Below are 12,207 nucleotides of genomic sequence, written 5' to 3'. Positions count from 1 at the left end.
GCCCCCTCCCCACAAACGGGTGCTTTCGCGGCCGCCTTGGACCAAGCATTGCTTGGCCCATATGTGGAGAGAGGGTTTCATTGTCTTAGCCGATCGCTTTCAGCACAGCTTCGCCAAGGGTGGCGGGGCTGTCTGCGACAACGATACCGGCGGATTTCATCGCTTCGATCTTGTCTTCGGCACCGCCTTTACCACCGGCAACGATCGCGCCAGCGTGGCCCATACGACGGCCGGGAGGGGCTGTACGGCCTGCGATGAAGCCTGCGGTTGGTTTCCAGCGGCCTTTTTTCTTCTGCTCGGCGAGGAATTCAGCGGCTTCTTCTTCTGCGGAGCCACCGATTTCACCGATCATGATGATGGATTGTGTTTCATCATCATCGAGGAACATGTCCAGCACGTCGATGTGTTCTGTGCCTTTGATTGGGTCGCCGCCGATGCCAACAGCTGTCGATTGGCCAAGACCGATGTCTGATGTTTGCTTAACCGCTTCGTATGTCAATGTGCCGGAACGGGACACAACACCAACAGAACCACGTTTGTGGATGTGGCCGGGCATAATGCCGATTTTACAGGCGTCAGGGGTGATCACGCCCGGGCAGTTTGGCCCGATCAGGCGGGATTTGGACCCTTCCAGCGCGCGTTGCACACGCATCATGTCAAGCACAGGAATGCCTTCGGTGATACAAACGATCAGTTCCATCTGCGCGTCAATCGCTTCCAGGATGGAATCCGCTGCGAAGGGCGGAGGCACGTAGATCACGGAAGCGTTGGCTTCGGTCGCGTGTTTCGCTTCGTGCACAGAGTCGAAAACCGGCAGGCCAAGGTGGGACATGCCGCCTTTGCCCGGGGTCACGCCGCCGACCATTTTCGTGCCATATGCGATGGCTTGTTCAGAGTGGAATGTGCCCTGAGAGCCGGTAAGGCCCTGACAGATCACTTTGGTGTTTTCGTCGATGAGGACTGCCATTTGGAGTCTCCTTAGTTTAATTCGATGTCGAGACGCGAAGCGCGTGCTGACAAAACCATTTCTTTTGCGAGATGCTGCGCGCCGTTTATGGCGACCTCTATCAGGCCCAGTTCATGCTGAAATTCTAAGTACTCTGCGCGTTCTTCGGCGCAGGTTGCGTCAAAGAGGATTTGCGCAAGATCGAGCATGTTGTCCTGGTGAGGTTCAAGCATAACAGCATTCGCGCGATAGCAATGTGCCAAAGATGTATAGAGCGTATCCAAATCGGAAGCCTGCACAGAAAATGGTACTGTCATCGCGAGCATAGGCGCTGTTATTGCTTGGCGGACTCTCATTAACCCTTAACCGCTTTCACGATTTTCTCGGCACCGTCGGACAGGTCGTCAGCAGCGATCACGTCAACGTCGGAGTTGTTGATGATGTCTTTGCCAGCTTCCACATTGGTGCCCTCTAGGCGCACAACGAGGGGAACTTGCAGACCAACTTCTTTCACCGCGGCAACAACGCCCTCAGCGATCACGTCACAGCGCATGATGCCGCCGAAGATGTTCACAAGGATGCCTTTGACGTTCGGGTCAGAGGTGATGATTTTGAAGGCTTCGGTCACTTTCTCTTTGGTGGCGCCGCCGCCAACGTCGAGGAAGTTTGCAGGTTCCGCACCATAGAGTTTGATGATGTCCATCGTCGCCATGGCCAGACCCGCGCCGTTCACCATGCAGCCGATTTCACCGTCAAGCGTGATGTAGTTCAGGTCGTATTTAGAAGCCTCGAGTTCTTTCGGGTCTTCTTCGGTCATGTCGCGCAGTTCAGCCACGTCAGGGTGACGATAGATGGCGTTGCCGTCGAAGCTGACTTTTGCGTCGAGCACTTTCAGATCACCGGAATCGGACACGATCAGCGGGTTGATTTCCAGCATTTCCATGTCTTTTTCGATAAATGCTGTGTACAATTGACCCATCAGTTTGACGCATTGTTTGACCTGAGCACCCTTGAGGCCCAAGGAAAACGCGATGCGACGGCCGTGGAATGCTTGGTACCCAGTGGCTGGATCAACAGAGAAGGACAGGATTTTCTCAGGGGTGCTTGCCGCAACTTCTTCGATGTCCATGCCGCCCTCAGTAGAGCATACGAAAGACACGCGAGATGTCTGACGGTCAACCAACAGGGCAAGATACAGTTCAGTTTCAATGCCAGAACCTGCTTCGATATAGATGCGATTCACCTGCTTGCCCGCTGGGCCAGTCTGATGCGTGACCAAGGTGCGGCCCAGCATTTTCTTCGCTTCTTCAGCGGCTTCTTCAACAGATTTGCAAAGACGGACACCGCCTTTTTCGCCTGCGTCAGCTTCCTTGAAGGAACCCTTGCCGCGACCACCTGCGTGGATCTGGGCCTTAACAACCCAAAGTGGGCCATCAAGTTCGCCAGCGGCGTTTTTTGCGTCTTCAGCTTTGGTGACCGGGCGGCCCTCAGAAACGGGTGCGCCGTAAGAACGCAATAGCGCCTTGGCCTGGTATTCATGAATGTTCATGTCATCTTCCGGTTTGTTGCTGCGGTTTCTGGCAGTCAATACGACCTGATCTCGTAAATAAATCGTTTTTTTCCAACAAATGCGTGATCGGCGGATATTTGTTTCTTTTGTGATCACGAAATTTTCTGGTGTGATCACAAAATTGCAAGATCGGAGACTTGTCGAGATTCGTAACGTCACATAGGGTGCGGGTATTGGGGCTTTGGGGTGGAATTTCCTGAAAGCGACCATTCTTTCAGAAACGAAGACATTTATGCCGATGCAAACTGATGCAGATTTTCCAGTGAACGCAGTATCTGACAGCTGGGCTGTCGTTGCAACTGTATGTGAACCGCTGCCTGTGGTGTTGGCATTTGTCGCACATCACCTGTCTTTGGGTGCGGTCGAAGTGCATATTTATCTGGATGATCCCGACGATCCCGCATTCGAAGTGCTGCAGGCCTGTGCCGGGTGCATTGTTACCCGGTGTGACGCTGCGCATATGCGCAGCATTGGCTTTCAGCGGCGTCCTGAAAATCAGAACCAGCGTCAGAAACGCAATGCCAACCATGCTATGAAATGCAGTCAGGCCCAATGGATGGCCCATCTGGACGCGGATGAGCTTATGGTCTTTCCCGGGGAGGTCGGTCGACATCTTGCGGAGGTTTCACAGGAACATGTCTGGGTTCAATTGCCCCATGTCGAACGCGTCTGGACGGCCGGCGATCGTTCCGACACCCTGTTTGATGGTCCATTTCATTTTCGTATGCCGGATCGGCGTGGGTTGACCGAGGGTTTGTATGGGGAGGCCGGATTTCTATTGCACATGGGGCATGTCGGGACGGTTGCCGGGAAATCTTTCGTGCGCTGTGATCGTGATTGCATTCTGGGGATACACCGACCCCGACAGGGAAAATATGAACATCGGAAAGTGCCGCCGCGCACGCAGTTGAAAGGGGCGGCTGTGTTGCATTTTCATGGTGCAACAGCCCGTGCTTGGTTGGCTAAGGTGGCGCGTTACGCTGCCCTGACGGGCGAAACACAAAGAACAATTCTTTCGGTCGCACGATTGCGCTTGATCGAGCGGTTTCTTACTGTGCAGGGAGATCGCGCACGCGAAGACGCCCTGCATCAGGAACTGTTTCATATGTCTGAAGAACAGCTTGATGTGTTGGATTTGCACGGTCTGTTGCAGACTCACCGTCTGAATACAGAAGCGGCCGTCAGGGCATTCTTTCCCGACACCCAGGGCTGCCTGACCCCCACTGATTTCGATGATCTGTTTTATCCCGGGGATGATACTGGGGGGCAGGGCTGACATTCAGATCGTGCGGTTGGCAGGCTTAATCTTCCGGCTGCGGGTAATGTTCATCTAGAAATGCATCATCGTAGCGTTCTAAGCCTTCACAGGCTGTGGGCTGTTTGTCGAAATCAAACTGAGTGAGCGCCACGGGTGTTTGTGTCGAACGCAATTCCAGTTTCTCTACTTCGACAGCTTGAAGAATAGCCCGACCATTCAGCAGTTGACGGAGCAGGTGAAAACCGCGGCAAACAGCCGGTCTGCATATGTGAAGTCATATCCAATGACTTGCAGATGGTAATCCGTATAGCGGATGGTAATCTTGAAATGGCTATGGGTTCGTCCGCAGGCCAAACAGCCCCAGTGGATGGCAATGTTACCATTCGAGAGCTGTTCCAGACTGTCCAAGTCCGTGAGGTTGATGGGCAGGATGATGGCTGCATTGTCCAAAAAACGGGTGCCGGATCCTGTGGAAAAGCTTAGGACGTCAAAGCGTTCATTCAGCGGAAAAATCTGTAACTTGTCGTCGTGGCCGTCACCCGTCAGATCTGCCAGACCTGCGTTGGTTGGGGAAACAGAGACGTATCAATCACCGGTTGGGCACATACAAAAGTGGCCGCAAAAACTGCGGCCACTCCTAAAGATAGAATGCGCAAAAGCATTATTTCGCGAGTGATCCGTCGATTGCGATACAGGCGTCAACCAGACCTTTAACCGCAGCAACGGACGTGTCGAACATTTCCTGTTCTTCCGCGTTCAGTTTGATGTTTACGATTTTCTCAACACCACCGGCACCGATCACGGTTGGAACGCCGACATACATGTCAGATACGCCCAGATCGCCGTCACAGTAAGCCGCACATGGCAGAACGCGTTTCTGGTCTTTCAGGTAAGCTTCGGCCATTTCAATTGCGGATGTCGCAGGCGCGTAGAATGCGGAACCGGTTTTCAGCAGGCCAACGATTTCGGCACCACCATCACGGGTACGCTGAACGATGCTGTCCATTTTTTCCTGTGTGGTCCAGCCCATGTCGATCAGGTCTGGCAGAGGGATACCTGCAACGGTGGAATAGCGCACGGAAGGCACCATTGTGTCGCCGTGACCACCCAGAACGAACGCTGTCACGTCACGCATGGAGACTTTGAATTCTTCCGCAAGGAAGTGACGGAAACGGGCGGAATCCAGAACACCAGCCATGCCGCAAACTTTGTTGTGGGGCAGACCAGAGAATTCGCGCAGTGCCCAAACCATCGCGTCAAGCGGGTTGGTGATGCAGATCACAAACGCGTCTGGTGCGTGTTTCGCGATGCCTTCGCCAACGGATTTCATCACTTTCAGGTTGATGCCCAGAAGGTCATCACGGCTCATGCCGGGTTTACGTGCAACACCAGCAGTCACGATGCAGACATCTGCACCTGCGATATCAGCGTAGTCGCTGGAACCGGACATGTCGGCGTCAAAACCTTCGGACGGGCCGGATTCAGCAATATCAAGCGCCTTACCTTGTGGTAGACCGTCCGCAATGTCGAACAGAACAACGTCACCGAGTTCTTTGACAGCTGCGAGGTGGGCAAGTGTGCCACCGATGTTACCAGCACCGATAAGAGCGATTTTGGGGCGAGCCATGGGATATCTCCATACATTTGACATCTGAGAAATTCTGTCGTCATGCCTAATCCGATTGTCGCATTCGTGCAAGGCGCTGCATCGCGGCAAATCGTGCAACTTGTGGTGAACACCGGGATGCGTTAGCGCTGACAGGGTGGAAACATGCTGGAAATACGTGCCCGATGCCTGACGTTTTTGATGGAACTTTTCTCGCTTTTGCGATCACTGCTGTGTTGTTTGCAGGGATTTCCAAGGGGGGTTTTGGCTCTGGCGCGGCTTTTGCGGCAACGCCATTGCTTGCGCTGATTCTTGAACCGGGGGCTGCAATTGGTCTGATGTTGCCACTTCTTATGTTGATGGACATCACCGCTTTGCGCCCCTATTGGCGGCGTTGGGATGGGGCATCTGCCCTGGCGCTGATCGTTGGGGCGGCACCGGGAATTTTGCTGGCGGCATTGTTATATAAAGTTGCCAACCCAGATTTCTTTCGTGTGTTGATCGGGTTAATTGCGCTGGGCTTTGTGGCATTTCAGCTTGCCCGCGCCCGTGGCTTGATACCGCCTGCTGCACAGCCGATGGGACAGAAGGCGGGTGGTTTCTGGGGGATGATCGCTGGTTTCACCAGTTTTATTTCCCATGCGGGAGGCCCGCCAGCGGCGGTTTTTCTGCTGTCACGTGATCTCGACAAACTGCGGTTTCAGGCCACGACAGTTCTGGTCTTTTGGGCGATCAATCTGATGAAATTTCTGCCCTATGCTATGCTGGGGATTTTCACCCCGCAAAGCTTGTTGGCAGATCTGTATCTTGCGCCATTTGCCGTAATCGGCATTTGGGTCGGAGTTCGGTTGCACCGACTTGTACCGGAGCAACTGTTCTTCGCTTTGACCTATGTTTTTCTGGTTATTACCGGATCAAAACTGATTTTTGATGCGCTGACCTGACTGCGATCCAGTCAAGTGGGTTCATCCAGCGAGGTTGGCAAAAGGTCTTCTTCTAGGGTTTCATAGGCCTGACCAGAGGCAACCACACAGGTCATGCCATTGGGCATCGTGACGGTGATTGTCCATGTTCCGGTGTCAAGGGATGCGAAGGTTTCAACCACCGCATTATTGGCCCCAAGCCCGATGGACTGTCGGCTTTCGCCGTAACCTTCGGCCAGATGGTTCACGACCGTTTCGCGCGCTGCACAGTTCCGTGTGCCTTGGGCATAGCCATGTTGCACAGTCATCAAAATCGCACCAACGGCAAGCGACAGGGCAAGTATATTGTTCTTCATCACTGGTTTCCTTTCGAATGCGGGCGTATTTTACGGCCCATTCTGTTGGGTCAGACTTCAGGCGGCTCTTGCAAAACTGGGCCCCTGTCTGCCCATGGTTTCGCTGGCCCGGTCTGTGATCCGGAGTTTTCCCCTGGCGGTTTGCGCCTGATCATCTGGCATCCGACCCGTTTTGGGCGCTCTGACCTTCAACAACTGCATTCCAGCCTGCCGTAGAGGCACAAAAAAGTAGTTAATTCACCGTGCGCGCCTGCATAATTCCGGTTTTTCTGCGCTGCGGCAAATTCATGCTTGCCAAATTGTGCAGATTTGGTGATTTTTGCGCAACTTTATTACAAGGCAGAATCAAATGACCCTGAACCGTCCCCTGCGCTCTGTGCTCTACATTCCGGCTTCTAAAGAACGTGCCCTTGAAAAGGCCCGTGGCCTGAACTGTGACGCAATTATCTTTGATCTTGAAGATGCAGTTGCGGTTGATGAAAAGGAAAATGCCCGCGCGCTATTGGGGGAAACTCTGAAAACCGGGGGATATGGCAAGCGCATGAAGATCGTGCGGATCAACGGGTTTGACAGTGCTTGGGGCAAAGATGATGCGATCGCTGTTGCCACCATGGATGCGGATGCCGTGCTTTTACCAAAGGTTGAAACGGTCGCACAGCTGGATGCTTTGACCGCGATTACGGGTGACATGCCGATCTGGGCGATGATGGAAACCCCGCGTGGGATGATGAATGCGGCTGCCATCGCGGCGCATCCAATGATGCAGGGATTTGTCATGGGGACAAATGATCTGGCCAAAGAGCTAAACACGCGTTTTCGTGCAGACCGCCTGCCGATGATGGCGGGTCTTGGTCTGTGTCTGCTGGCCGCGCGTGCGGAAGGCATCGCGGCGATTGATGGTGTCTATAATGCGTTCAAAGATGAAGACGGCTTGCGTGCGGAATGCGAGCAGGGGCGTGACATGGGCTTTGATGGCAAAACCCTGATCCATCCGGCGCAACTGGCGATCGCCAATGAATGTTTCGCGCCGTCTGAGGCCGAGGCAGATCTTGCCCGCCGTCAGATCGAAGCTTTCGAAGCTGCCGAAGCCGCCGGTGAAGGGGTGGCCGTGGTCGATGGGAAAATCGTTGAAAATCTTCACATCGTGACCGCAAATCGTATCCTTGCGCAGGTCGAAGCCATTGCCGAAATGGCGTGATGCTGTAGGTGTAGCGCAAATTTACATCTCGGAGACTTCGCCATGATCCTTCTTCTCGCCGGTCTTGCCCTGTGGTGGGGTGCCCATCTTATGAAACGTCTCGCGCCTGCGACACGTGCCAATCTGGGGCGCGGCCCTATCGCCATTGCGATCCTGCTGTCGGTTGTTCTGATGGTTGTCGGCTATCGTATGTGGGACAGTTTTGATCTGGTTGTGGTGCCGGTGTGGCTGCGCCACCTGAACAACCTGATGGTGCTGATCGCGATTTATCTGATGAGCCCGGCGGCGAAACGCGGTGTGTTTCTGAATGGTGTCCGCCACCCAATGCTGATTGGTTTCAAGCTGTGGGCGTTGGCGCATCTCATGGTGAACCCGGATCCGGCGTCTATCGTGCTGTTCGGCGGCTTGCTGGCCTGGGCCGTGGTTGAGGTGATTGTGATCAACCGTGCGGACCGCGACTGGACCCGCCGCCCAAGTGGCAAACTGGCGATGGATGCGATGTTTTTTGTGGCCTCAATCATTCTGATGGGTGTGATCGGCATGATCCATATGCACATCGGCCCTATGCCATTCGGAGGATAACCCTATGAAACTTTACCGTTTATTAACTGAAGAAGACACATCTGCCTTTTGTCATAAAGTATCCGAAGCCATCTCTAAGGGCTGGGAACTTTATGGCGACCCGACCTACGCCTTTGATGCGGCCAATGGCGTGATGCGCTGTGGGCAGGCCGTCACGAAGGACGTCGACGCCGACTATCACCCCGAGATGAAACTGGGAGCACAGTAATGAAAACCAACACGGGCCGATTTTTTGAGGATTACAAGCTGGGCGAGGTCATTCCCCACGCTGTGCCGCGTACTTTGTCTGGTGGTGAACGTGCCGCCTATACGTCGCTGTATCCGACGCGGTTTGCGCTGACGTCTTCTGATGAATTTGCCCGTGTTTCTGGCCTGGCTGCCGCGCCGCTGGATGAGTTGATTGCCTTCCACACGGTGTTTGGCAAAACTGTACCTGATATTTCCCTGAATGCGGTGGCCAACCTTGGTTATGCTGAGGGGCGGTGGCATTTGCCGGTGTATCCCGGTGATACCCTGCGGTCGGAAAGCGAAGTCATTGGTTTGAAACAAAATTCCAACGGTAAAAGCGGTGTCGTCTGGGTGCGCACCCGTGGTCTGAACCAACGGGACGAACTGGTGTTGGATTATGTGCGTTGGGTCATGGTGCGTAAGGGCGATCTGGATGCAGATGCCCCTGAAACCACGATCCCGGATCTGGCAAAAACCGTGTCTGCCGATGATCTGGTGATCCCGGCTGGGCTGGATTTCAGCAACTATGATTTTACCCTTGCGGGCGAGGCGCATCGCTGGGGCGATTATGAGATCGGTGAGGTGATTGACCACGTCGATGGCGTCACCGTGGAGGAGGCCGAGCATATGATGGCGACGCGGCTTTGGCAGAACACCGCCAAAGTGCATTTCGACGCCACCAACCGCCCCGACGGCAAACGCCTGATCTATGGCGGTCACGTGATTTCTATGGCGCGGGCCTTGTCTTTCAACGGCCTCGCCAACGCGCAAATGATCGTCGCACTGAACGGCGGCGCACATGCCAACCCGTGCTTCTCAGGCGATACAATCCGCGCCTGGACAGAGGTTCTGGACAAAGTTGAAACCAGCGCTCCTGGTGTCGGTGCCATTCGATTGCGTTTGGTTGCTACCAAAGGTGAAGCTGGTGACCTGCGCGGCGAAGACGGTAAATACCTGCCTGATGTTTTGCTCGATCTTGACTATTGGGCGTTGATGCCAGTGTGATTGCAGTTCCCCGAACACCGGTCATCCGCATGGTGTTAGGGGCATTGATCTATATTTTTCTTGTGCCATGGGTAGTTTTCGGCAATCGTTTGGGCATGATTAAAGATAGATATGGAAGTGCCTTGTTCTCCGAAAATACCATTACAGTTTTTGATCCATCTTTGGATTACGATACAGAAGTTTTTGAAGATACCTTGGGCCTGAAATTACGCGACTTTGATCGCGAACTATATGCGGAAGCATATGAGGTTGATTTTGGTGCCGGGGCTGATTGGCCCTCTGTTGCATACGCAGTTCTAGAGAATTTAGTGCCATTTTCTGCGATTGCAGGAGCTTTCTTTTTAGGAGAACGGATCGAAAAATCTGTGCATGCGTGGACGCGGATGGCTTCTGCTTTATTGTCCTGTATCCCGGATGGTGGATTTACTGACGCCAATGGAGCGGCACTTCTCGCACTTGAGAAAGTATCTGAGCATGTTGGTTGCTCTGAAGTTTCATTGCTTGCGTATACCTGGGTTGATACAGAAGTTGCGTTTTTTGATGAGCCAGACAAGGCAAAGGCTGCCTTTAATCTAATAGAAAAACTTGACGAGATCGAGCCACGAGAGAAGCAGTTTAAGGGTGGTCTGCATGCCTATCCGACTTTCCTTTTCAAGTTTGAGGCGGGTGATGTGCAAGTTTTGGCGGCCGTTAAGCAGAAAACTGTAAGCTTAGTGGAGTTATAGCTTCTTGAGGTGTCAGTTACGGTTAGATCATTTAGCTTCAGGCGTTAGCAGTAGCAATTCTCACCATTTGTGATCACGAAAAAACTTACTGTGATCACAACGCGGTAAAATTATCGCGATTTGGCAAAATACCGCGACGAAAATGGAAAAAAGCGCAGCTAGAGGTGTGACATTCGGGAAATATTCAGTATTGATGGGTGAAATCCGGCTCAGGCGGCGTTTTTCCGCATGATTCCGACATGTCCTGCCGGCAGGCCTGCAGGGCCAACATAAGGCAGACCAACCGCAAGGGGGCACCCACATGGCTGACGTAAACCGGGGTAACCGGCCGCTATCGCCGCATCTGACGATTTACCGTCCACAGTTCACATCTGTGACTTCTATTTTAACCCGTATCACTGGCAATGCTTTGATCGTTGGCACGCTGCTGACCGTTTGGTGGTTGATCGCCTTGGCGTCCGGTCCGGACTATTTTGAATGCGCGAATGCGGTCATGACCTCTTGGTTTGGCAAGCTTGTGATGCTCGGGTCTCTCTGGGCGCTTTGCTATCACTATATGGCGGGTTTGCGTCATCTTTGGTGGGATTCAGGTCGCGGGTTTGAGCTGGATAAAGCCAAGACCCTTGCCATCGTCGTTGTTGCGGGGTCGTTCGTTTTGACGATCCTTGCCCTGCTGATCATATAAGGGAGCGTTGAACATGTCTTTTCTCACCGACCGTAAACGCGCCAACGGCCTTGGATCTTCCAAGTCCGGCACGGCACACCACTGGCAGATGATGATTGGCTCTACCGCGCTGATCCTGCTGGTTCCGTTGTTTATCTATGTCTTTGGGTCCGCAATTGGTCTTGGCTATGAAGATGCGATTGCGCATTTTGCCAAGCCGTTCAACGCCATCATCACTGGCCTGACCATCACCGTTGGCATGATCCACTTTCGCCACGGTGTTCAGATCATGCTGGAAGACTATGTGCATGGTCACACACGGACCTATCTGATCGCGGGCGCCGCCTGCCTGAGCTACGGTCTGATTGCCGTTGCCCTTTTCGCTCTCGCCCGTATCGCGCTGTAAGGAATTAGAACAATGGCAGCATATGAATATGAAACCCACGAATATGACGTGGTGGTTGTCGGTGCCGGTGGCGCAGGTCTGCGCGCAACCCTTGGCATGGCAGAACAGGGTCTGAAGACCGCCTGTATTTCCAAAGTTTTCCCAACCCGTTCCCACACGGTTGCGGCGCAGGGCGGTATTGCCGCGTCTCTGTCAAACATGGGCCCGGACAACTGGCAGTGGCATATGTATGACACTGTGAAAGGGTCTGACTGGCTGGGTGATACGGATGCGATGGAGTATCTCGCCCGTGAAGCCCCCAAAGCGGTGTATGAGCTGGAACATTACGGTGTGCCGTTCTCACGTACCGAAGAAGGCAAAATCTATCAGCGTCCTTTCGGTGGTCACACCACTGAATTTGGCGACGGTCCCCCCGTACAGCGGACCTGTGCCGCGGCAGACCGGACCGGTCACGCGATCCTGCACACGCTGTATGGTCAGTCCGTGAAGCATAACGCTGAATTCTACATCGAATATTTCGCCATTGATCTGATCATGTCGGAAGACGGTCAGTGTCAGGGTGTTGTCTGCTGGAAGCTGGACGACGGCACCATTCACGTGTTCAACGCGAAGATGGTTGTGCTGGCGACCGGTGGTTATGGCCGTGCATATTTCTCTGCAACCTCTGCCCACACCTGTACTGGTGACGGTGGCGGCATGGTGGCCCGTGCGGGTCTGCCTTTGCAGGATATGGAATTTGT

The 12,207-nt window shown here is 53.7% G+C and carries 15 protein-coding genes; 10 read left to right on the top strand and 5 right to left on the bottom strand.

What is annotated here, in order from left to right:
* Positions 1-85: 85 nt before the first annotated feature.
* From sucD to sucC, 3 genes are all read right to left on the bottom strand, one after another.
* Positions 86-967 carry a succinate--CoA ligase subunit alpha gene (sucD, locus tag ACPGUT_RS03805; RefSeq protein ID WP_423988975.1) on the bottom strand — a complete coding sequence of 294 codons (882 nt, stop codon included), beginning with the start codon at positions 965-967 and terminating at the stop codon, positions 86-88.
* An 11-nt stretch (positions 968-978) separates the two neighbouring features.
* Positions 979-1,230 carry a hypothetical protein gene (locus ACPGUT_RS03800; protein ID WP_423988973.1) on the bottom strand — a complete coding sequence of 84 codons (252 nt, stop codon included), beginning with the start codon at positions 1,228-1,230 and terminating at the stop codon, positions 979-981.
* A 71-nt stretch (positions 1,231-1,301) separates the two neighbouring features.
* Positions 1,302-2,495 (bottom strand): ADP-forming succinate--CoA ligase subunit beta, encoded by a 1,194-nt coding sequence (sucC, locus tag ACPGUT_RS03795; RefSeq protein ID WP_423988972.1) that lies wholly within the window; start codon positions 2,493-2,495, stop codon positions 1,302-1,304.
* Positions 2,496-2,748: 253 nt separating this feature from the next.
* Here sucC and ACPGUT_RS03790 point away from each other — a divergent pair, with 253 nt between their 5' ends.
* Positions 2,749-3,792, top strand: a complete 1,044-nt coding sequence (locus tag ACPGUT_RS03790) for a glycosyltransferase family 2 protein (RefSeq protein ID WP_423988971.1) — start codon at positions 2,749-2,751, stop codon at positions 3,790-3,792.
* Between the two features lie 643 nt (positions 3,793-4,435).
* On the opposite strand, the gene mdh is transcribed toward ACPGUT_RS03790, so the two are convergent.
* Positions 4,436-5,401 (bottom strand): malate dehydrogenase, encoded by a 966-nt coding sequence (gene mdh, locus ACPGUT_RS03785; protein ID WP_423988969.1) that lies wholly within the window; start codon positions 5,399-5,401, stop codon positions 4,436-4,438.
* Between the two features lie 164 nt (positions 5,402-5,565).
* Here mdh and ACPGUT_RS03780 point away from each other — a divergent pair, with 164 nt between their 5' ends.
* On the top strand, positions 5,566-6,324 hold the full coding sequence (locus ACPGUT_RS03780) for a sulfite exporter TauE/SafE family protein (protein WP_423988967.1): 759 nt from the start codon (positions 5,566-5,568) through the stop codon (positions 6,322-6,324).
* A gap of 11 nt (positions 6,325-6,335) precedes the next feature.
* Here ACPGUT_RS03780 and ACPGUT_RS03775 read toward each other — a convergent pair whose 3' ends face one another.
* A complete protein-coding gene (locus tag ACPGUT_RS03775; protein WP_423988965.1) occupies positions 6,336-6,659 on the bottom strand; it encodes a hypothetical protein in 324 nt (107 codons plus the stop codon).
* A 349-nt stretch (positions 6,660-7,008) separates the two neighbouring features.
* Here ACPGUT_RS03775 and ACPGUT_RS03770 point away from each other — a divergent pair, with 349 nt between their 5' ends.
* From ACPGUT_RS03770 to ACPGUT_RS03735, 8 genes are all read left to right on the top strand, one after another.
* Positions 7,009-7,857: an HpcH/HpaI aldolase/citrate lyase family protein gene (locus tag ACPGUT_RS03770; protein WP_423988963.1), complete on the top strand. Its 849-nt coding sequence runs from the start codon at positions 7,009-7,011 to the stop codon at positions 7,855-7,857.
* 42 nt (positions 7,858-7,899) lie between these two features.
* Positions 7,900-8,439, top strand: a complete 540-nt coding sequence (locus tag ACPGUT_RS03765; protein ID WP_423988962.1) for an NnrU family protein — start codon at positions 7,900-7,902, stop codon at positions 8,437-8,439.
* 4 nt (positions 8,440-8,443) lie between these two features.
* Positions 8,444-8,647, top strand: a complete 204-nt coding sequence (locus ACPGUT_RS03760) for a DUF1737 domain-containing protein (protein WP_423988960.1) — start codon at positions 8,444-8,446, stop codon at positions 8,645-8,647.
* A complete protein-coding gene (locus tag ACPGUT_RS03755) occupies positions 8,647-9,672 on the top strand; it encodes a MaoC family dehydratase (RefSeq protein WP_423988959.1) in 1,026 nt (341 codons plus the stop codon). Before ACPGUT_RS03760 ends, ACPGUT_RS03755 begins: the two co-directional genes overlap by 1 nt.
* Positions 9,669-10,397, top strand: coding sequence for a hypothetical protein (locus tag ACPGUT_RS03750; protein ID WP_423988958.1), 729 nt, complete (start codon positions 9,669-9,671; stop codon positions 10,395-10,397). The genes ACPGUT_RS03755 and ACPGUT_RS03750 overlap by 4 nt, the downstream gene beginning before the upstream one ends.
* A gap of 301 nt (positions 10,398-10,698) precedes the next feature.
* On the top strand, positions 10,699-11,082 hold the full coding sequence (sdhC, locus tag ACPGUT_RS03745) for a succinate dehydrogenase, cytochrome b556 subunit (RefSeq protein WP_423988957.1): 384 nt from the start codon (positions 10,699-10,701) through the stop codon (positions 11,080-11,082).
* Between the two features lie 13 nt (positions 11,083-11,095).
* Positions 11,096-11,467: a succinate dehydrogenase, hydrophobic membrane anchor protein gene (sdhD, locus tag ACPGUT_RS03740; RefSeq protein ID WP_423988956.1), complete on the top strand. Its 372-nt coding sequence runs from the start codon at positions 11,096-11,098 to the stop codon at positions 11,465-11,467.
* 12 nt (positions 11,468-11,479) lie between these two features.
* On the top strand, positions 11,480-12,207 hold a 728-nt coding region (locus ACPGUT_RS03735), incomplete at its 3' end, for an FAD-binding protein (RefSeq protein WP_423988954.1).

Source organism: Halocynthiibacter sp. (assembly GCF_049608145.1).
GTDB lineage: Bacteria > Pseudomonadota > Alphaproteobacteria > Rhodobacterales > Rhodobacteraceae > Halocynthiibacter.
This window is presented reverse-complemented; position numbering and strand designations above follow the sequence as displayed.